This window comes from Fibrobacter sp. UWB4 (assembly GCF_002210345.1).
Classification (GTDB): domain Bacteria; phylum Fibrobacterota; class Fibrobacteria; order Fibrobacterales; family Fibrobacteraceae; genus Fibrobacter.
Genome location: NZ_MWQI01000004.1, coordinates 72,796 through 93,375, shown reverse-complemented (window position 1 = coordinate 93,375; position 20,580 = coordinate 72,796). Strand labels below are relative to the sequence as shown.

Below are 20,580 nucleotides of genomic sequence, written 5' to 3'. Positions count from 1 at the left end.
AAACTAGTCCTTAGTAGGAACGATGAAGAAAGCATCGCCAGAAGAAACATCCATTTCCTTTTTAAGCTTATTAGCCTTTACATCGTAACGGTAAATAGCGGACTTTTTACCATCGTTATGTCCAAAGATAACCGTTCCATCCGTGTCAAGGTGGATTGACGGAGCGAGCCAGGAAAGCGTCGGGCCAAGGTCAAGATTTGTAATCTTCTTTTTCTTCAAGTCAATGAGGATGGGCTGCCATTCATAATTGTTCATATTCGACGGGTCTTCAAAAGTACCGAACAAGGCAACATACTTGCCGTCACCAGCATAAGCACCACCTGTCATAAGGCCACCAAATTCGACTCTCTTTCCCTTATACGCACATTCATTCAAGCGAAGGACGTAATCCTTATCAAATTCCGTTTCGCCCTTCTTGATGCGGACATAACCTTCCTTGTAATCTTCGCCGAGCATGCCGAACATGGCCATAGCATAGAAGTAGATATCGCCATTTTCATCAACAAAAGCCATCGTGTTATTCATATCGTCATAAATACCAAGATAAGCCGTCTTGTCTTCCTTGATAACCTTTTCGACCTTATCTGTAGCAATATCAACAATAGCAACAGTACCATACGGGGAGCCGACACCCTGTTCAATATCGATCATCTGAGCAAGCGAGACATAGATCTTGCCATCGCGAATAACTGCGGAACTCGGAGCCGCAAGCTGAGCGCCCTTATCCGGTGTAAACTTCACCTCGCCCAATTTCTTCAAAGTTTTCGGATTCAGAGCGGTAAGCTTGTCACCATACGGTTCTTCGACATACATCTTATCTTTGTCCACAAAAATGAACATGAGAGACGGACCGGACGTAATCTTGTACGTTGCCGTAGCCTTTTCCGGCATACGGCCTTTCTTATCCAGTTCATAGCGAGACAATGTCGTAGACGAGAAATCCTCACTGACCATCAATGTGTAGACTGCACCATCAAAATAGGCAACAGTTCCAGTAGACGGACCTTCATCAAAATTTTCAATGAGCTTCTTTTGGTTATCAGTGAACTTGCCCACGCCATAATACTGAGCATTATCCACTTTAAACGAAAGCGCATAATTAGCGGATTCAGAATCCTTTCCAGAGCCGTTGTCATCGGCATTGGAACCCGTGTCATCACCGCAAGCCGAAAGAGCAAGGCTCAGCGATGCCGCCAAGAAAATATTTTTAAAGAGGTTTTTCATGTTTTATCCTTTGTTTATATGTTAAAATTCAACTTTGTAAAGAATGCGCGGCCCATCTTGGATTCACCAAACTTGTCATAAGCTGTTACATCCATAAGATTGTGCAATTCAAAATTCCAGGAGAGTTTATTCGCCCAAATGGAATATTCAATACCGACATCCTGCGTAAACGCGCTCGGGATTATACGTTTCTGCTTCTTTGAAACTTTCCAGGAGTAGTAATACTCATCCGTATAATTCGCAAGCCAATAGACCTTGAAGAAATCTTCAGCAAAGAACAAGTCTCCTGCATGGAATTCCACGCCAAAATTTGTATAGAATCTCGGTATATTCGGAACAATCCATCCTTTAGAAATTCCATACGTACGGTCGTCTTCCCGACTGCGCACATCCTGGAACGTCATATTCCACGAAAGATTCACATACTCATTGACATCAATGTTGGCTTCAATTTCAAAGCCCTTCGTCTTTGTTCCAGAGCTGTTATAGCAAGGACGTGGCGTAGAAGAGAACGGGCTAATGTAAATTCGGTCATCCATGAGCAAATAGAACCCGTTCCATTCAAGATACAATTTCAAAATAAGCGGAAGTTTATCCAGATCAACATCAATGCCCGCCGTAAAATTATTCGATTTTTCCGGTTTCAGGGTTGGGGCGCTCGCAACATAAAGTCCATCGCCAAAAATTTCATCACGGGTCGGGAACCGCAAGCTATGCTGGAAGCCTGCGCGCAACGCAACGGCATCAACAATTTTCCATCTTATGTTTTCGCTATAGCCAAAATCCTTCTTATCAATATCCTCATTTTTCAATCGAGTAATCTTGTCTTTTTCATTATCGGCATTCAGCTTGTAATAGAAGCCTTTCACACCAAGCACATTCTGGAGACGCGAATCAAAAAAGTTGTTTTCCAAGGAAAGGCCGGATACAATAGAATAATCATAGCCATCAAAAGGCGTATTATTGATCGTCCGGACCAAAGTAAGCTCATCCTCAAATTTCTGGGAATCATATTTGTACAAGCCACTCCACGTAAGGGAATGGTTATCGTTAAAGGAATAAGCGACATTCCACGGCACATTAATAGAAAATTTGGAGTATTTGGCTAAAGAGGGCGCCCCGATAGCGCGTTCACCCAAAGGTTCATCAGACACGCGTATATCGGTCTTGTCCCAGCCGTAAAAATACACAGAGCTTGTATCCACTAAATTTGCTTCAGATGTAGAAAGATTAAAAGCGAGGCCTGCGGACAAGCCATCCAAAAAAAGCTTAGACTTTTCGACACCCAAAGAAAGTCCCAAGCCATCACCATCCATCGTCATTTTTTCCACTCGATGCGAAGTCGCCTGCACCTGCATAAACGATTTAGCATAAGAGCCGCCAACAGAAACTTTATCGAACCAGAAATTATTCAGGTTCACAAATGGCGCAATGTTATAGCTATAGTATTGGTTATGTTCACGCGTCACCGTTGTATCCATGTACGGCGTCGTAAATCTGTAATCATTATCGGAATAGTTGTAATAAGCGGAAAGCCCTGTTTCTACAGAACGCTGTTTAGTAGAATCTACAACCCATACATACTTTGCATCAAGGGAAGCCTTGTGCGTATTGAAGCTTCCGAAGGAATACGACCCAGCAATGGAACTTTCGGGCAAATTGCGCGTCACGATATTGATCACGCCACCCATGCCATCCGTCGCAAAGCGTTCCGGCACATAGCTCTTGTAAACTTCAATGCGATCCACCTTGTCAATAGGAATATCATTGATTGAAAGTGAGCCATTTCCATTATCCACAGGGACGCCATCGACAAGGACTTTCACATTCTTGCCTTCCATGCCGCGGATATTGATTTTACTTTCGCCGCCAAGACCGCCCGACTGGCGGATTTTCACGCCACTTGAGCGATTTGTCGCTTCGGCGATTGTTGCACTGGAACCATGCAGTTCCTTTGTATCCAAGACCTTGACGGATTCAGCTTTCGTCTTTGTATCAACTGGAGATGTTTCCGCTTCACTTTCATCTTCAACAGACAAGCCGTCAAGAACCGTAATATCCGAGGGTTTTGCAGTGCTTTTAGAATTCGAAGCAGCAGGAGCAGGATTTTCACTAACTGCTGCGGGTTCATCAAAGAACGCATCGTCATAGCTTGTAACTTCATCAGTCTGTGCAATTGCACAAGCAGAACACAACGCAACAGAAAACGCAATTTTCTTTTTCATTTTCGAAAGTCCCAATTCCAACATGGACGAGTAAAAATAAATTAAGCACCTACAATTCTTCTACTCTAAAGAGTTTTAAAACAATCCAATTAGACAAGGATAACTTTTCGCTCTCGTCATCCTGAATGCGTAGCATGAAGGATCCAGTTAAGTTCTGCACTGGATTGGGCTAATCGCCCAACTCTTTGGCTCAGAATGACGAGACATAAAAACAAGTATGGCGCACCGTTCGGCACGCCATACCCGCTTCTATTGTAGTCTGGGTTTTTCGAAGAAGCCTTAAAGCACCCACAATGCAATGTGGTAAACTATAAACGCCAAGCCCAGCGAAATCGCAAAATAGTAACCCGCAATCGCAAGCATCCACTTGAGGGAATGCGTTTCGCGATACGTTGTTCCCATCGCAAGTACGCAAGGAATATTGAACATCGATGCAAAAATAAACGCGAGAGCTTCCGGGATCGAGACCACAGCCCGCATCATTTCGGCAAGATTTGCACCCGCCTCATTTCGGGCAACAAGAGAGAACGCATCACTTGTGCTAGCGAAAACAACGCTCATCACGCCAAGCGACGCCTCCTTGCTAAAGATACCGCCCAAATATGAGATAAACAGTTGCCAACGCATGCCGAAAATCTGCGTAAACGGTTCAATCGCATTTCCAATCGTGTAAAGGACGCTATGTTCCACAACGCCGTCTTTCGAATACGAAACAAGCCAGAACAAGAGCGACACAACCCAAATCACGACAATCGCTTTCTTGAAAACGGCCCAGACATTGCGAGCAACCGTCTTGAACAAAATCTTCCAATGCGGCTTATGGTACGGCGGGAGTTCCATAATCATGCCCACGCGTTCGTTCACAGGCATCAGCTTATTTCCGAAAAGTCTAGACGAGAGCCAGAACGACGCAAAAATCATCGCCACATAGACAACGCCAAACAGCGGAGCCGCAGAGCCAAAGAAAACAGACGCAAGGAAAAGCACCACAGAGACTTTAGCACCGCACGGAATCGACCACAAAAGCACCATCGCAAACAAGCGCTGCCCACGCGTATCCAAAACACGCGTACCGCATACAGCGCCGCCCGTGCAAGCAAGCCCCGAAAATAGCGGCATAAAAGCCTTGCCATGCAAACCGAGTCTCGAAAGCCACGAATCAAACACATACGAAGATCTTGCCAAGTAACCCGTATCTTCCATCAAGCCAAACGTCACGAGAATCGCAAAGACAAAGCTCATCATGGCGACAGTCACAGCAAGGCCGCCAATGATAACGCCATTGATAAACGACGCCACAGAAGGCCACCAGCCAAGCTTTTCACACATCTGGACCACAAACGGTTCTGCCACATGCTGGAACCCAAAGCTACCCGCAATAACCGGAACCGCAATCATCATGCTCACGGCAAGCGTAAACACGAGAATAAAGAACGCGACAATCTTACCCCAGATGCGGTGCGTCGCAATCTTATCAAAGCGAGAAAGCTTTACAGTCTTTTCCTCGCCCGAAGATGCATCACGAAGAACTTCAGAAACAAAGCGGTATTTCGCTTCGCCCGTCAAAAGTCCGCCATCAGAACCTTCGGAATCCAGAATTTCCTTGATTTCTTTCCAATGTTCCGGTGTCACCGCCGTTTCGACTTCCGAACGCACAAGCGAATCATTTTCCAAGAGCTTTGACGCTACCCAGAACTTTTCGCGATTTTCAAACTTCAGAGACGCAATCAAATCTTCAAGCTTCTTCAGATTTGCAACACGCGCTTTGTCGCCTTCACGTAGAGCAATTTCACGGATTTTATCCGACGAAATCTTAGCCTTCTTTTCAATCGCACGATTCAGCGTTTCAAAGAATTTCGGATAGCCATCCAGATTCGCCGCCGTAAAGCCAAGCACCGGAATGTTCAAGAGCTTTTCGATTTTCTGGACGTCAATCTTTTTACCTTTCTGCTCGGCAACATCCATCATGTTGAGCACAAGCATCACCGGGCTTTTCACGCCCGCAAAATCCGCAAGCATGTAAAGGCTGCGTTCCAGCTGCGACGCATCAACAATAACGCAGACAATGTCCGCGTAACCATGTTCAATGTAAGTACGCGTTACGACCTCTTCGGCAGAGTTTGCCGTAAGCCCATAGCTACCCGGCAAATCGACAACGCGATAAAGCTCCTCGCCCTGCGTGAAAAAGCCTTCTGCCCTTTCCACCGTTTTTCCAGGCCAGTTACCAACATGCTGATGCGAACCAGTCAATGCATTAAAAAGAGTGGACTTGCCAGAATTCGGCTGTCCCAGCAAAGCAATCGTTCTCATGCCATCTCCACGTCAATCTGCATACATTCTTTGCGGTTAATCGCAATCATCGTATCGTGCGAATACACGAGAACCGGAGAACGCCCATCATTTTGCAATACCAAGAACGGGCTGCTCGGCGGAAGCCCCATCGACACGACGCGAGAAACGAAACGGGAATCCCCGTTAATCTTTTGAATCAAGCCCTTCTGATTTTCCTGTAATTCAGACAAACACATTCCTATAACCTCCTTCTATTTAAAGCTGTAGCGAATCTTTGTTGCAAAACTCCTACCCGGTTTACTTTCACCAAACTTATCGAACGATTCGCTATCCGTGATGTTATCGACTTCAAAGCTCCAGCCCAGTTTATTATCCCAAAGGGAATATTCAACGCCTACATCTTGCGTGAACGAGGATTTAATTTTACGGCTCTGGCGGGAGCTAATCTTCCAGCCGTAGAAATATTCATCCGTATAATTTGCAGACCACCAGACTTTCAAGAAGTCTTCTTTGCCAAACAAATCGCCAATATGGAATTCCGCAAGATAGTTCATAAAGAATCGCGGAATATTCGGCACAATCGCCTTCTTGGGGACGCCCTGTTTTGCCGTATATTTCATGTTACGCAAGTCCTGGAAAGTCCAGTTCGTCCCGAGCAAAACCCATTCATTGACATCCAACTTCACATCACCTTCGTAGCCCCAGGCACGAATCGGATTCATGTTAAAGTAAGGCGTAGACATCTGTGCCGAACTCATGTAATGGATTTTATCCTTGTAGTACGAATAAAACACATCACCATCAAAGCGGAGTCTCGTCACGAGCGGCAATTCCTGCAAATCCACAGAAATTCCAAAGTTGAAGTTATCAGCCTGTTCAGGCTTGAGACTTGTCGCTGCGCTAACGCGAATGCCATCGCCAAAGAGTTCTTCAGGAGTCGGCAAGCGCACAGCATGCTGATACGACGCCTTCATGGAAAGTGGCTTTGCCACCTTGAACATAAAACTTTCATCGTAACTGAAATCATGGTAATCGTTCGATTCCACCGCAGGTTCAATCAGAAGGCTCGTCGGCATATTCGAAATTTTAGCCTTCATATAATGGAACTTGAAACCGAGAAGATTCTGGAGGCGTGAATCAAGGAAATTATTTTCAAGAGAAAGCCCTGTCGTCACCGAGAAAACTTCTCCCGGAAGGCCCGCCGTGTTAAACTGAGCCTTTTCAGAGCCGTAATCGTCTTCAGGATTTTCCTTGTGGTACTTGACGAGCGTATTCCAGTAAATCTTTTGACCTTTAACAAACTGATAATCAAAATTCAGCAAGTTGTTGAAATCATAGATCTCTACTGTGCGCAATCTCGGGAGTCCCATGGACACGAGTTCACCTACGTTCTTTTGCGCCGTATCGCAACTGAACCAGTTTCGGCAATGGACTCGGCTCGTATCCACGATTTTATTTTCGGCAAAGCCAAACGAAAAATGGTCGCTGAAATTCAGATCTTCAGCAAAGAAATTCTTCTTGTCCAGTCCGAGCGAAGCTCCAAAATTATAACCTTCAGATGTCGATTCCTTAATGCGGTTTTCAACTCCCTGAATCTGCTTGTCAAATGCACCAAAGCTAGCACCGAGCGAAATCTGGTCAAACCAGGCGTTCATCAAGTTCGCAAAAGCCTGCACATTGTAAGAAGTGTAATGGTCATGATCGCGAACAACGCTCGTATCTTCGCCCGTAGAACTTTTCATATACGGAGAAGAAAATTCGTAATCGTTATCGGAATGGTTGAAGTAGCCGGACACGCCAATTTCAAGGCTTGCAGCGCCAGCAATGCTATCAATCAAATGGCTTGCAGCAACAGAAGCCTTGTGCGTATTGAAACTCGAAATACTGTAAGATGCGTCAATCGAATTTGCAGGGCGTTTCTTAGTCACGATGTTAATGGCACCGCCCGCGCCGTCTGTTGCAAAGCGCGCCGGAATGTAGCCCTTATAAACTTCGACATCCGCAATTTGATCGATGGGAATATCGTCAAGTCCCAAATTTCCTTGCGTTTCGACAGGAACACCGTTGACAAGCACCTTGATGTTCTTGCCTTCCATGCCGCGAATATTGATTTTGCCTTCGCTACCCATTCCGCCAGACTTGCGCACTTTCACGCCAGAAGCAGAATTTATAGCCTTGGAAACGCTCTTGCTCGTATTTTGCAATTCAGCGGCATCAATCGTAGAGACCGTTTCTACCTGTTTTGCAATGGCTGCCTGTTCCGCTTCGGATTCCGTCTCAACCGAAAGCAAATCTAATCGCGTGACATCTTCCGAATTTGCAGAAGATTTCACAGCTGCGGCACCATTCACCGAGACATTTGCAGCATCCGTGCTAATTGACGGACTTTCATTTTCATCCGCAAAATCATCGAATTGCGTCACTTCATCATCCTGCGCAAAAACAGCCACAGTCAAAACTGCGGCACAAGCAAGCACAAATCTCATTCTTTTATAGATATTCATTATCAAAAAATTTTCTAAAGTGAAAAAAGCGTCGGCCAAGGATGGGGAGGGTGCAGGGAGGGGCCCGTGCGGCCTTCGCAACTCCGAGCTGGGGCCCCGCCCGCATGATTTTTTCGCTTAGCCGTTAGGCCTCATAATCTTACTTCAGCGGCACAATCCACATCGGGATCTGTTCAGCCTTCGCAATTTTCTTAGCCTTATCCGTCTTCGGATCATAGCGGAAGTATGCATTGCCATCTTCTTCAGTAGAGACCGCAAAAATTACGTTGCCATCATCTTCAACATACTTGCCGTAGCTAGCCCAGCTCGAAGAATAACCAATCGGCAAAGCCTTGATCTTCTTCTTGGCAAGGTCAACCTGCACCGGCTTGCAAGTATTATTGTGATAGCTATCCATGTCCGTCCAAGTCTGCTGCAAATCGACCATCACGTTCAAGAAAGCATAGACATAGCCATCTTCCGACGGATACGTTGCCGGAGAGAGATACTTGAAGTTACCCTTTTCCGTAAGGTTCTTAATGCCAACTTCTTCGCTGACCTTCCAGACATACTTTTCATCGAACTTGGTTTCACCCACCTTGATACGCAAGAATCCATCAACCTGGCCCGGAGCGTAGCCCCAAGAAGCATTACTGTAGCAATAGATGTAACCGTCAAGCACCGTAAACGCCTGGTTCTGGGAGTCATCCAAGGAACCCACGGCAGCAATGCGGTCATCCTTCGCAACATCAATTACTTTATCCTTCTTGACGTCAATAATGGCGACCTGAGCTTCGTTACCCGTAGCATAATCGCTCACGTTCTGCAAGAGGCCCACATAGAGGCGACCGTCAACAATCACGCCAGTTCCCGGGCTCACCACGAGAGCGTCCTTATCCTTGTACTTGGAAAGATCAATGGCACCCGTCTTCTTCATGGTTTTCGGGTTGATGATAATCAAGGAATCGAGCATGCCGCCCAAATAAGCCTTTTCCTCGTTGACAAAATAAATGTGGTTCACCCAAGTTCCCGGGAGAGAGAGCTTTGCAGTCACCTTGCCAAGCTTGTTGTTTTCAGCCAGGCTGTAACGGGAAATAGAACCTACATCCAAATCAGCGATGAACAGGGAATTATCGTAATAGACAACGCCTGCACGCGTACCAACTTCGACAAAGTCCTTGCCCAAATCATCCGTGTGTTCCAAAGACATCGTGCCGATAAACATCGTTTCACCAGTCGAAATGGAAGTTGCAAATTCGCGTTTGTAATCATCCGAATCAGAGCTTGCGTTGTTCGAAGAATCGCTACCGCATGCTGCAAAAAGGCTCGCAGCAAAAGTAACTGCAATAAGTTTTTTGTTCATTCATGACTCCTAGTGTTATACACCTTTTAAGTTTCGCCCGCATTTTAGAAATCCCCAAAGACCGCCTCAACTCCAAATGGACCCAAACCAATCCAAAAAGTTAGATATGACTAATATAGCCTTTAAAACAAGACCTCAATAAATTAAAATTGGTGCGAAAAACAAACAGAAGGTAACTATGAGTGTTTTCAAAAGACTAACACCTTATATGCAATCGCGAAAAATTTTATATCCGTTTGCACTTTTATTTTCATCATTGAGTTCCATCGCTGGGATCGCTCCCTTTATATATGTATGGCTCATCGTCCGTGAATTATTCGCAGACACAGGCAATATTTCATACGATATGGTCAAGCATTACGCATTGATGGCCGTCATTTTCTCGGCAGCGAGCGTCGTGCTTTACTTTTCTGCCCTCATCTGTTCGCACTTAGTCGCCTTCCGCATCGAAGGCAACATCCGCAGAATCACCATGAAAAAACTGCTAAAGCTCCCGCTTGGCTTTTTCGACAAGAACCCCACCGGACGCATCCGTAAAATCATTGACGATAACGCCGCCGTCACACATACATTCATGGCGCACGAACTCCCGGATTTAGCAGGGACCATCGTCGTTCCCATCGCCTCGCTCGTATTGTTGTTCATTTTCGATTGGCGTCTTGGCATCGCATCACTCGTCCCAATTGCCTACGCCATCATCACGCTCGGCTCCAAGATGAACAAGAGCAAGGACTTTATGCAAAAGTACATGAAGTCTCTCGAAGACATGAATACAGAAGCGGTCGAATACGTGCGCGGCATCCCCGTCGTGAAAGTCTTCCAACAAACAATTTTCTCCTTCAAGAATTTCTATAAAACGATTGATGATTACCATCAAATGGTCACTGCATATTCCAGCAGTTGGAAGTTCATCATGTGCTCTTACACGACGCTCATCAACGGCGTCGCCCTCATCCTTGTTCCCACGGCATTCCTGATTGCAACGAGTTCGGGCAACATCGCCGCAACAATCGTGGACTTGATGCTCTACGTTCTCGTGACCCCCGTTTTCTCGCAGTGCGTCATGCGCAGCATGTACTTGAGCCAAGCCGTAAACCAGGCAAAACTCGCCATTGGTAGCATTGAATCGTTGACAGATTACCCGGAACTTGCTACACCGACAAACCCGCAAGAAGTCAAGCATTTCGATGTTGAATTCAAGAATGTCAAGTTCACCTACCCCGGCACAGAAAATGAAGTCCTTCATGACATTTCATTCAAAATAAAGGAAGGCGAAACAGTCGCTCTCGTCGGTGCATCTGGCGGCGGCAAGAGCACCATTGCAAAGCTCGTCCCGAGATTCTTCGATGCCAACGATGGTGAAATTTTAGTCGGCGGCGCGCCCATCAAGGAAATACCCCAAGAAGTCCTCATGAAAAACACATCATTCGTTTTCCAGAATACTCGACTCTTCAAGAAGAGTATTTTGGAAAACGTCCGTTACGGAACTCCTGAGGCATCCATTGAAAGCGTCAACAAGGCACTCGATCTCGCCCAATGCCGCGAAATCATTGACCGCTTGCCCGAAGGCATCAACACCGTCATCGGCAGCAAGGGTACATACCTCTCCGGTGGTGAACAGCAGCGAATCGTCCTCGCACGCGCCATCCTCAAGAACGCTCCGATTGTCGTTCTCGACGAAGCCACCGCATTTGCAGACCCTGAAAACGAAAGCCTTATCCAGCAAGCATTGCAAACGCTTTCCAAGGGCAAAACAGTCTTGATGATTGCACACAGACTCACAAGCATCGTGAATGCCGACCAGATTCTCGTCGTACAAGGCGGTGAAATCGTGGAACGCGGCACGCACAAGGAACTCGTCGAAAAGGGTGGCATATTCGCCAAGATGTGGCAAGATTATCAGCAGTCCGTCAGCTGGACTATCGGAGGCAAGAATGTATAATTGGATCAAAAATCGCTTTGTCCTCTCTGATGAAGGTACAAAAACATTTATCAAAGGCGTATTTTGGACAACGTGGCATTACCTCTCGTTAATGCTCCCGCTTTCGTTCGTATTCCTGTTCCTCAAGGAATTCATGGCGAAAATGCAAAATCCGTCGGCAGAACCGCATAATTTCTGGGTTTACATAGCAATTGCGGTCGTCATTTACCTTGTCATGTACTTCATCTATGCGCTCTCTTACGACAGCACGTACGAATCTGTCTATTCGGAATGTAAAAAACGTCGCATCACGCTTGCCGAAAAGTTGCGCAAGCTCCCGCTCGCCTTCTTTGGCAAAAAGGACCTTTCCGACTTGACTTCGACCATCATGAATGACGTGAACGCACTTGAAATGATTTTCTCGCACGCCGTTCCTGAAATTTTCGCAGTCGCCGCGATGCTCGTTATCTGCGCAGTCGCACTCATCATTTACAACCCGTTGATGGCTGCTGCACTTTTGTGGGTAGCACCATTTGCAGGCTTGCTCATTTACTTGTCCCGCAAATTACAGTTCAAAAACTTCAAGCATACCTACAATGCGGCCCGCGTCATTACCGAAGACATTCAGGAAAGCCTTGAAAATATTCAAGAAATCAAGTCCTACTGCGAAGAAGAAAGAGTCTGCAAAGCATTGGATGATCACTCCAAATTCTATGAACATTCCCAGATTAAAGGCGAATTCATGTCTGGTGTCATCTTGAACGGCGCCCAGATTTTCCTGAAACTCGGACTTGCTTCCGTTCTCATTTTCGGTTCTATCCTCCTTGCACAAGACAAATTAAGCGTATTTGATTATCTCGTGTACATCGTCTGCGCATCGACGATTTACAGCCCCATTTATCTCGTTCTAAACAACATGACGGAACTATTCTTCTTGGATGTTCGTCTCAAGCGATTCAAGGAAATGGACGATATGGAAGTCCAGCGCGGTTCCACAAAGTTTGAGCCCGCTGATTATGACATTGAATTCAAGAACGTTGACTTCTACTACAACGAAGAAAAGCAAGTCTTGAAGAAGGCTTCGTTCACCGCCAAGCAAGGCGAAATCACCGCACTCGTGGGCCCGTCTGGCAGCGGAAAGACAACCGCAGCAAAGCTCGCCGCCCGCTTCTGGGACATTCAAGGCGGTACCATCACGCTCGGCGGCCAGGACATTTCGAGAATCGATCCCGAAACGCTCCTCAAAAACTTCTCCATCGTCTTCCAGGATGTCGTGCTGTTCAACACGTCCATCCGCGACAACATTCGCATCGGTAAACGCGACGCCACCGACGAAGAAATCCTGCGAGCTGCAAAACTCGCCAACTGCGATGACTTTGTCCAAAGACTCCCGCAAGGCTACGACACCGTCATCGGCGAAAACGGCGACACGCTCTCCGGCGGCGAACGCCAGCGAATCTCCATCGCCCGCGCCATCCTCAAGGACGCCCCCATCGTGCTCCTTGACGAAGCCACCGCAAGCCTCGATGTCGAAAACGAATCCAAGATTCAGCAAAGCATTTCGGAACTCGTGCAAAACAAGACCGTCATCATCATCGCCCACCGCATGCGCACCATCGCAAATGCCGACAAGGTCGTGGTCCTGCAAAACGGTCAAGTTGTCGAAACCGGCTCCCCCGCAGAACTCAAAGCAAAGGGCGGCCTCTTCGGCAAAATGCTCAAGCTCCAAGAAGTAAATTAGAACTCATTCAATAACCACCTACTAAATTGCCCCGGAGAAATCCGGGGCAATTTTCTGTTTTTAGTACGCGATTTTCTATTTCCCGCATTCCACATACGCTAAATCAATCCGCCCCTTAATAACGCAATTTTCCGTTATCGTCCAGCCATTCCCTTTCAAAAAAGACTTGTATTCGTCTTCCGTCCATTCGTGCGCAAAGCGGACACCGACAAGACTCAAAAGCTTTTGCCACAAGTTTCTTTTACCGTCAGCAGGGAATATAAAGTTCGGGGCAATCAGCACGCCGTCATCTTTCAAAACGCGGCGGATTTCCGCAAGCGCCTTTGAAGGCTCTGGGATAATGTGGAGCGCATTCGCAATAACGACGACATCAAAAGCTTTGTCCATAAACCGTAACGAAGTCGCATCAGCCACTTCAAAGCGCACATTTTCCGGATTCTTCGCCTTGCGAGCCGTCTCGATCATCTTCGGCGCAAAATCCGTCGCCACTACATGATTCGCCTGCGGCGCAATATGCCGCGCAATCATCCCCGGGCCCGTCGCCAGTTCAAGCACATCCTTGCCCCGCACAACCTCCCCAATCCGCCCATACATAAAATCATAAATATCCTTCTGCGAACGCATCGCGAATTCGTAAACCGGCGCAAAGACATCCCAAATGTTCTTACTCATATTTTTCTCCTAAAAAACGCACTCCCCTCATGACAAGGAAAGTGCGCTAACCGATTAAAACAAAATCTAATTATTAAAAGTTCTGCGCAACGACAATCTGCTTCCGCAAAACAGCTCCATCCAAGAATTCAAACATCGTGCGGTAAGCGTTATCGCGAACATCCTTGCGCGAGAGGAACAAGTCATGCATGCCATCCTCAATCGTTACGGTCGTAACATCACTACCCAATTTCGGAGCCCACTTTTCAAGGAGATTCACATCAAGCATGCAGTCGCAACGCATGTAGTCGTCATCCCACTTGACCGTGTTCACCGTGCAGCCGCTACGCATCATGAGAACAGGAGCCTTGATCTGCATTCCCGCATGGATCCACTTGATGCCGCGAGTTGTCGCACGGAGGTAACCAAAGTACTGTTGCGGCCATTCATCGCTTTTCAATTCACGATTAAATTCCCACTCGCCCTTTTCACTTTTCAAAAGAGATATGTTGTACTTAGGGGCTTCCTGTTTCGGAGCGGGTGCATCGGGCAACAACAGCGCAATATCCGAAAATACAGGAAAGGCCACGTTGCGAACAAACCAGCTATTTTTATAATCTAGGAACGGGCTATTCAAAACGAGAGCCGCAAAATCTTCGCTATTGCGTTCATTCAGATAATTCGGCGTGATCAACCCACCCTGCGAATGCCCGAGAACGACAAACGGCAATTTTGCATTCGAGCCTTTCGACGCAATCTTCTTGCTGAGCGCCACAGCAGCATCCAACTCCGCATAGTATTCCTTGACGCTACGCATATCCGAGCGCGGCTCGCCTTCACTATACGAACGACCATTGTAATGCAAGTCAATTGCAAAGAACGCAAAACCTGCAGAATCCGATTTTTCCGCAAGTTCTTCCTGGAAGAAGTAATCATTATAACCATGCACGTACAAGATAATCCCTCGCGGATTCGGTTCATGCGTCACCGCACGCGGAGAACTCCCATAAGGATATTCAATCAGCGTTGCATGGAAATCCTTATCATACGGTTTTACGTCAATCGGGTAGACCTGATAAGGTTCGCCAAGTTCCGGGTCCACCGCCTTCAGCGGCAAAGCGTTATCAATAACAGTCTGCAACGCAGCAGCCGATAGAGGTTTACTGTAAGCTTCATCCCGCTTCTTTTCCTTGCAGGCGGCAAGACACGCATTTGCGGACGTCGTAAAAAGTAATACGGCAGAAGCCGCGATAACAAAGGACTTTATCTTATTCATGCGTCTACGATACAAAAACACAAACGTTTACGCTACTCCAATTAGACCTTCAAAACTCCAGCGTGATTTTTTGAAATCACATCATTTTAATACTATCTTTTCTCGTATGAGTCAACCCATTTTACCCATTATTCAAGGTCTCACCATCCCGTTTTTAGGGACAGTTCTCGGCGCTGCCTGCGTATTCTTTATCCGTGGGCAAATGAAGCAAAACCTCAAGCGCGGACTTTTAGCATTTGCGGCCGGAGTCATGGTAGCGGCATCCGTCTGGAGCCTGCTCCTCCCGGCTATCGAAGCAAGCGAACATTTGGGGAAATTATCATTTGCACCCGCCGCAGTGGGATTCTGGGCAGGCATTTTATTCCTGTTCATCTTGGATAAAATCACGCCGCATTTGCACTTGGGCAGCAAAACACCCGAAGGCCCGAGAGCAAAACTCAAACGCACCACGATGCTCACGCTCGCCGTGACGCTCCACAACTTGCCCGAAGGCATGGCCGTCGGCATCGTTTTCGCAGGTTGGCTTTCCGGAAATGTCGCCATCACACTTTCAGCTGCATTTGCGCTTTCCATCGGCATCGCCATCCAGAACTTTCCCGAAGGTGCCGTCGTTTCGCTCCCGCTAAAAGCCGAAGGCGCAACGCGCAAAAAAGCATTCGCACTTGGGGCGCTCTCTGGAGCCGTCGAACCCATCGGTGCCTTGATTACCTTAATCGCCGCCGAAATCCTTTCGCCATTTATGCCCTACCTGCTCTCGTTTGCGGCAGGCGCAATGATTTACGTTGTCGTCGAAGAAATGCTCCCCGAAGTGAGCGAAGGCGACCACTTTGACGCAGGCACAATTCTCTTCGCCGTCGGCTTCACGCTCATGATGGCACTCGACAGCGCGCTGTAATCATTTCTATTTTTGGGCGCCGTGATTTGGAATTTATTGAATTTTAAAATGATTCTTGCGCTTTTGTCGGGCTTGTGCATTCTCGTCGGGCTTGCTAAAAGACGTTCTTTTTCATTTTCGCAAATACTCGGGATGTGCGCTCGCGGCATCAAAACAACCCGCGGATTGTTGATTTTGTTTGTACTTGTGGGCGTCTTGACCTCTCTTTGGCGTGCAAGTGGTACAATTCCTGTTATTGTGAGTTGCGCAACGCATTTAATTCACCCACAAAGCTTTATTCTTGTGACGTTTCTTCTGAATTGCGCAATGTCACTTTTGACGGGAACTTCGCTTGGTACTGCGGCTACGATGGGGGTCATCTGTGCGACTTCGGCTCAGCCCCTAGGCATAAGCCCCATGTGGACGGGCGGAGCGATTCTTTCTGGTGCATACTTTGGGAATCGACTTTCCCCGATTTCTTCGATGGCGCTTTTGACTGCAAATATTACAGGAACCGATATTTATCGGAATGTTCGCAACATGCTCAGAACGACTTGGCTTCCGCTGTTGTTGAGTTGTGTGATTTACCTTGTAGCAGGATTTGTTTTAGATGAATCGAAAAGTGCTTTTTCTGCTGAGAGTCTGTTCTCGTTGAAATTTACGCTTTCGTGGTGGGGCTTTGTCCCTGCGATTTTGATGGTTGTACTTTCGGTTTTACGGTTGCGCTCTTGGCTTGTGCTTTTATGTAGCGCAATTAGTGCGTTTGTGACAGCCTTCGTTATTGAAAATTGCATGCTGCCCGAAATTTTTAAAATGCTTGTTTTTGGCTATCGTGCAGGCGTCCCTGAACTAAATAAAATGGTAAATGGCGGTGGAGTTTTGTCAATGGTGAATGTTTTCATCATTGTCGTCATCGCAGGGTGTTATGGCGGAATCTTCAAGGAAACGCGGCTGCTAGATTCGTTGAAATCAAAGATCCAAAAACTAGAATCCTGTACAAATTCTTTTGTATCTAAACTCGCTACGTCCATATTGATGGCCTGCGTGACATGCAATCAGACATTGACAATTGTTCTAACACACCAACTGACGTCGCCAACAGAAGAATCGACTGATTGTCGAGAGCATCATGCGTTGGATCTTTACGATTCCGCTGTAACGGTAATTGCTCTTGTACCATGGTCTGTCGCGACAACAATCGTACTTGTAGCAGCGCAAGCTCCGTCATCGTCCGTCTTTTGTGCGTGTTTCTTATATTTGTTGCCTATCACCAGATTGCTGGCGCGCAACCGTTTTAAAGTTCTATATAATGCGGGATGATGTCCTCGTAGTTCCCGTCCTTGAGCAAAAATCCCTTGGGTATCACGCCGAGTTGCGTAAAGCCTAGCTTTTTGTACAACTTCAATGCAGATGTATTTGTCGCGACAACCGCATTGAACTGCAAAATCCTGAAACCGATTTCCTTGGCCTTCGCGAGGCAATCCTTTACGAGAAATTCACCGTTATGCTGGCCACGCTTGTTCTTCTTCACCGCATAGCTCGCGTTTGAAATGTGCCCGCAGCGCCCGACATTGTTCGGGTGGAGAATGTACAGCCCCACAACCTCGCCGGAGTCCGCATCGATAGCGATGCCCGTGAACAATAGTCCTCTAATCTTTTCTATTCCCCCAGCACGTGCCGGAGCGTATCGAGGAAAAGTTCGCCCGCCCGAGTGAACTGCTGGCCCCGCCGCCAAATGATATACATGTTGGTGGTGAGTTCGGGCATGAGCGGCCTGAAACACAGGCGCGAACTGCGGCTCGTATCCACTAGGCCGTCGAAAGTGAGCAGGTAGCCCGAGCCCTCTTTGGCAAGCACCGAACCGTTGTACGAAAGATCCAGCCCCACGATTACGTTCAGCCTCGAAATATCGTCGCCGAACCATTTCGGTAAATCCGCCACCATCGCCTGGCGCGACGCCAACAGCGGCTTGTCGAGCAAGTCCTTCGGCTCGACGAAATCCCGCTTGGCCAAAGGGTCGTCGCGACGCATCACCACGCCCCAGCGGTCCACCGAACGCACCGCAAGGCAGTTGTACTTTTCCAAATCGACGTTATCTACAACCACCGCGAAATCGAAAATGCCCTTGTCCAGCTTTTCCAGGGCGCGCTCGCTGTCGCCCGAATATAAGTTGTACTTAATCTTCGGATAGTCGTCCCGGAGAATCGCGATGCACTTCGAAAGAAAGTTCACGTTCCGCGATTCCGCGCAGGCAATGGCGATTTCACCCACCACCTCGTCTTCCTTCAGCGACTTGAAATCCTGCACCGTCCTGTCCGCCATCGAAAGGATATCCTCCGCACGCTCCCGCAAGAGTTCCCCCGCAGGCGTCAGCCGAATCGCGTAGTTCGTGCGCTCGAAAAGCTTCTCGCCCAGCTCCTCCTCCAACTCCTTGAGCTGGCGACTCACCGTCGGCTGCGTCACGCAAAGATTATCCGCCGCGCGCGAGACATTCCCCAACCGCGCCGCCTCCAGAAAATACCGCAAAACTCGAAGTTCCATACCCGAAAACTAATAAAATTCAAGCCCCGCGGGTATGAAATTGCAAAAAAATGCCCGAAAGGAATAACTAATGCTTGTGAAAGCTTGTTTTCTATGCCTTATAGGCATATCTAGTTATGAAAACAAAGTATTTGCAATATCTAAAAAAAGAGGTATATTTGAACATGTAAAGACTTCAACCGAGAGGAACCTATGAAAAAAGTATTGGTCTTGTCCAGCAGCTTGCGCAAGGGGAGCAACTCCGAAACCCTGGCGCAGGAGTTCGCGAAGGGCGCCGCCGAGGCGGGCAACAAGGTGGAATTCGAGTCGCTGCGCGGCAAGAAGATCGGTTTTTGCATGGGCTGCCTCGCTTGCCAGAAGAAGGGCAAGTGCGTCATCAAGGACGACGCTCCCGCCATCACCAAGAAGATGGAATCGGCCGATGTCATCGTGTTTGCAACGCCGATTTACTATTACGAGATGAGCGGCCAGCTCAAGACGATGCTCGACCGCGCGAATTCCCTCTATTCCAGCGATTACAAGTTCCGCGAAATTTACCTGCTCACTTCTGCCGCCGACACCGACGCGAAAGCCATGAATATCGCGAAACGCGGCATTGGGGGGTGGATCGCCTGTTTCGACGGCGTGAAGCTCAAGGGCGCCCTCTGCGCCACAGGTGCCGAAAGCGCGGGCGACGTCAAGAAGAATTCCGCGCTCCTAAAAAAGGCGTTCGCCATGGGAAAAAAAGTTTAACAACAAGGAGATAAATCATGAAATCCAGATTCTTAAAAGCGGCGTTTGCCGTGGTTTCCGCATGCACCCTGATGGCATGCTGCCCCGAAAAAGAAAACAATACGCAGGGTGCCGCCACACCGGCCGCACAGCCCGCAACAGAAACAGCCTCCGCAGCACAACAGACAAAGGACGAAAATATGAACAAGCTTACGCTCACCGCCGAATGGGACAAGGTATTCCCCAAGAGCGACAAGGTCGAACATTCCAAGGTCACTTTCAAGAACCATTTTGGCATTGAACTCGCCGCCGACATGTTCGTGCCCAAGGACACGAGCCTCAAGGTGAACGGCAAGTTTCCCGCGATTGCAGTCTCAGGCCCGTTCGGTGCCGTCAAGGAACAGTCTAGCGGCCTTTACGCCCAGCACATGGCGGAACGCGGATTCCTGACCATCGCATTCGACCCGAGCTTCACCGGCGAATCGGGCGGCGAGCCGCGCTACATGAACAGCCCGGACATCAACACCGAAGACTTCATGGCGTCCGTGGACTTCCTCTCGACTCGCGACAACGTTGACCCGGAACGCATCGGCATCATCGGCATTTGCGGCTGGGGCGGCATGGCGATTAACGCTGCCGGCATCGACACCCGCGTCAAGGCGACCGTTGCATCCACCATGTACGATATGAGCCGCGTGACTGCAAACGGCTACTTCGATTCCGCAAACAACGCCGACGCCCGCAATGAGGCCCGCAAGGCTCTGATGGCCCAGCGCACCAAGGACTTCAAGAACGGCACGTACGACCTGGCCGGTGGTGTTATTGACCCGCTCCCGGACGACGCACCTTACTTTGTCAAGGATTACTACACCTACTACAAGACCCCGCGCGGCTACCACAAGCGTTCCCTCAACAGCAATAAGGGCTGGGCCGCCTCCGCAGGCACCTCGCTCCTGAACACGAAACTCCTCGCATACGCCGACGAAATCCGTAACCCGGTGCTCATCATCCACGGCGAAAAGGCCTACAGCCGTTACTTCGGCGAAGGCGCATTCGAAAAGATGACCGGCAAGAAGGCGAACGTCCCCGCAAAACTCGACGCCACCAAGAACTGGAGCAAGACCGTCGGCAACAAGGAACTCCTCGTCATCCCCGGAGCCTCTCACGTGGACCTCTACGATGACGTGAACGGTAGAATTCCCTACGACAAGATGGAAGAATTCTTCAAGACGAATTTGAAGTAAGCAAAAGTCATCTAACCGCGACAATTATCGCTGC

At 48.2% G+C, this 20,580-nt stretch carries 15 protein-coding genes and 1 pseudogene; 6 read left to right on the top strand and 10 right to left on the bottom strand.

Features of this window, described 5'->3' with window-relative positions; translation table 11 throughout:
- Positions 1 to 3: 3 nt before the first annotated feature.
- The 6 genes from B7990_RS08590 to B7990_RS08565 form a co-directional block, all read right to left on the bottom strand.
- A complete protein-coding gene (locus B7990_RS08590; protein WP_088640564.1) occupies positions 4 to 1,224 on the bottom strand; it encodes a hypothetical protein in 1,221 nt (406 codons plus the stop codon).
- A gap of 14 nt (positions 1,225 to 1,238) precedes the next feature.
- The gene (locus B7990_RS08585; RefSeq protein WP_176407263.1) at positions 1,239 to 3,449 is read right to left on the bottom strand and encodes a TonB-dependent siderophore receptor; all 2,211 of its coding nucleotides are present in this window, start codon (positions 3,447 to 3,449) and stop codon (positions 1,239 to 1,241) included.
- A gap of 279 nt (positions 3,450 to 3,728) precedes the next feature.
- Complete coding sequence (gene feoB / locus B7990_RS08580; RefSeq protein ID WP_088640562.1) at positions 3,729 to 5,759, bottom strand: ferrous iron transport protein B; 2,031 nt, start codon at positions 5,757 to 5,759, stop codon at positions 3,729 to 3,731.
- Positions 5,756 to 5,977 (bottom strand): FeoA family protein, encoded by a 222-nt coding sequence (locus B7990_RS08575; RefSeq protein ID WP_088640561.1) that lies wholly within the window; start codon positions 5,975 to 5,977, stop codon positions 5,756 to 5,758. Before B7990_RS08575 ends, feoB begins: the two co-directional genes overlap by 4 nt.
- 15 nt (positions 5,978 to 5,992) lie before the next feature.
- Complete coding sequence (locus tag B7990_RS08570; protein WP_088640560.1) at positions 5,993 to 8,245, bottom strand: TonB-dependent receptor; 2,253 nt, start codon at positions 8,243 to 8,245, stop codon at positions 5,993 to 5,995.
- A 139-nt stretch (positions 8,246 to 8,384) separates the two neighbouring features.
- Positions 8,385 to 9,587, bottom strand: coding sequence for a hypothetical protein (locus tag B7990_RS08565; protein WP_088640559.1), 1,203 nt, complete (start codon positions 9,585 to 9,587; stop codon positions 8,385 to 8,387).
- Positions 9,588 to 9,765: 178 nt separating this feature from the next.
- On the opposite strand from B7990_RS08565, the gene B7990_RS08560 reads away from it, so the two are divergent.
- Both B7990_RS08560 and B7990_RS08555 read left to right on the top strand, forming a co-directional pair.
- Complete coding sequence (locus B7990_RS08560) at positions 9,766 to 11,529, top strand: ABC transporter ATP-binding protein (RefSeq protein ID WP_088640558.1); 1,764 nt, start codon at positions 9,766 to 9,768, stop codon at positions 11,527 to 11,529.
- The gene (locus B7990_RS08555) at positions 11,522 to 13,249 is read left to right on the top strand and encodes an ABC transporter ATP-binding protein (protein ID WP_088640557.1); all 1,728 of its coding nucleotides are present in this window, start codon (positions 11,522 to 11,524) and stop codon (positions 13,247 to 13,249) included. Before B7990_RS08560 ends, B7990_RS08555 begins: the two co-directional genes overlap by 8 nt.
- A gap of 75 nt (positions 13,250 to 13,324) precedes the next feature.
- Here the strand turns inward: B7990_RS08555 and B7990_RS08550 are convergent, their stop codons facing one another.
- Together B7990_RS08550 and B7990_RS08545 are read right to left on the bottom strand one after the other, a co-directional pair.
- Positions 13,325 to 13,921 carry a class I SAM-dependent methyltransferase gene (locus tag B7990_RS08550; protein WP_088640556.1) on the bottom strand — a complete coding sequence of 199 codons (597 nt, stop codon included), beginning with the start codon at positions 13,919 to 13,921 and terminating at the stop codon, positions 13,325 to 13,327.
- Between the two features lie 73 nt (positions 13,922 to 13,994).
- Positions 13,995 to 15,176: an alpha/beta hydrolase gene (locus tag B7990_RS08545; RefSeq protein WP_254917416.1), complete on the bottom strand. Its 1,182-nt coding sequence runs from the start codon at positions 15,174 to 15,176 to the stop codon at positions 13,995 to 13,997.
- Positions 15,177 to 15,282: 106 nt separating this feature from the next.
- Between B7990_RS08545 and B7990_RS08540 the strand changes: the two genes are divergently transcribed.
- Both B7990_RS08540 and B7990_RS08535 read left to right on the top strand, forming a co-directional pair.
- Positions 15,283 to 16,071: a ZIP family metal transporter gene (locus tag B7990_RS08540; RefSeq protein ID WP_176407261.1), complete on the top strand. Its 789-nt coding sequence runs from the start codon at positions 15,283 to 15,285 to the stop codon at positions 16,069 to 16,071.
- A gap of 21 nt (positions 16,072 to 16,092) precedes the next feature.
- Positions 16,093 to 17,370: a Na+/H+ antiporter NhaC family protein gene (locus B7990_RS08535; RefSeq protein WP_141099245.1), complete on the top strand. Its 1,278-nt coding sequence runs from the start codon at positions 16,093 to 16,095 to the stop codon at positions 17,368 to 17,370.
- Here B7990_RS08535 and B7990_RS08530 read toward each other — a convergent pair.
- Both B7990_RS08530 and B7990_RS08525 read right to left on the bottom strand, forming a co-directional pair.
- Positions 17,345 to 17,689: pseudogene (locus B7990_RS08530) on the bottom strand (N-acetyltransferase family protein); the annotation flags it as partial. The gene B7990_RS08535 and the pseudogene B7990_RS08530 overlap by 26 nt on opposite strands.
- A 20-nt stretch (positions 17,690 to 17,709) precedes the next feature.
- Positions 17,710 to 18,591 carry a LysR family transcriptional regulator gene (locus B7990_RS08525; RefSeq protein WP_088640554.1) on the bottom strand — a complete coding sequence of 294 codons (882 nt, stop codon included), beginning with the start codon at positions 18,589 to 18,591 and terminating at the stop codon, positions 17,710 to 17,712.
- A 192-nt stretch (positions 18,592 to 18,783) separates the two neighbouring features.
- Here B7990_RS08525 and B7990_RS08520 point away from each other — a divergent pair, with 192 nt between their 5' ends.
- Both B7990_RS08520 and B7990_RS08515 read left to right on the top strand, forming a co-directional pair.
- Positions 18,784 to 19,323, top strand: coding sequence for a flavodoxin family protein (locus B7990_RS08520; RefSeq protein WP_072977139.1), 540 nt, complete (start codon positions 18,784 to 18,786; stop codon positions 19,321 to 19,323).
- 17 nt (positions 19,324 to 19,340) lie between these two features.
- Positions 19,341 to 20,546 (top strand): alpha/beta hydrolase, encoded by a 1,206-nt coding sequence (locus tag B7990_RS08515; protein ID WP_088640553.1) that lies wholly within the window; start codon positions 19,341 to 19,343, stop codon positions 20,544 to 20,546.
- Positions 20,547 to 20,580 lie beyond the last annotated feature (34 nt).

Bases quoted from the DNA above. Each gene is read 5' to 3' on its own strand.
- B7990_RS08540 (WP_176407261.1), top strand. From the start codon at position 15,283: ATGAGTCAACCCATTTTACCCATTATTCAAGGTCTCACCATCCCGTTT.
- feoB (WP_088640562.1), bottom strand. From the start codon at position 5,759: ATGAGAACGATTGCTTTGCTGGGACAGCCGAATTCTGGCAAGTCCACT.
- B7990_RS08515 (WP_088640553.1), top strand. From the start codon at position 19,341: ATGAAATCCAGATTCTTAAAAGCGGCGTTTGCCGTGGTTTCCGCATGC.
- B7990_RS08570 (WP_088640560.1), bottom strand. From the start codon at position 8,245: ATGAATATCTATAAAAGAATGAGATTTGTGCTTGCTTGTGCCGCAGTT.
- B7990_RS08585 (WP_176407263.1), bottom strand. From the start codon at position 3,449: ATGAAAAAGAAAATTGCGTTTTCTGTTGCGTTGTGTTCTGCTTGTGCA.
- B7990_RS08590 (WP_088640564.1), bottom strand. From the start codon at position 1,224: ATGAAAAACCTCTTTAAAAATATTTTCTTGGCGGCATCGCTGAGCCTT.
- B7990_RS08575 (WP_088640561.1), bottom strand. From the start codon at position 5,977: ATGTGTTTGTCTGAATTACAGGAAAATCAGAAGGGCTTGATTCAAAAG.
- B7990_RS08520 (WP_072977139.1), top strand. From the start codon at position 18,784: ATGAAAAAAGTATTGGTCTTGTCCAGCAGCTTGCGCAAGGGGAGCAAC.
- B7990_RS08545 (WP_254917416.1), bottom strand. From the start codon at position 15,176: ATGAATAAGATAAAGTCCTTTGTTATCGCGGCTTCTGCCGTATTACTT.
- B7990_RS08565 (WP_088640559.1), bottom strand. From the start codon at position 9,587: ATGAACAAAAAACTTATTGCAGTTACTTTTGCTGCGAGCCTTTTTGCA.
- B7990_RS08560 (WP_088640558.1), top strand. From the start codon at position 9,766: ATGAGTGTTTTCAAAAGACTAACACCTTATATGCAATCGCGAAAAATT.
- B7990_RS08555 (WP_088640557.1), top strand. From the start codon at position 11,522: ATGTATAATTGGATCAAAAATCGCTTTGTCCTCTCTGATGAAGGTACA.
- B7990_RS08550 (WP_088640556.1), bottom strand. From the start codon at position 13,921: ATGAGTAAGAACATTTGGGATGTCTTTGCGCCGGTTTACGAATTCGCG.
- B7990_RS08525 (WP_088640554.1), bottom strand. From the start codon at position 18,591: ATGGAACTTCGAGTTTTGCGGTATTTTCTGGAGGCGGCGCGGTTGGGG.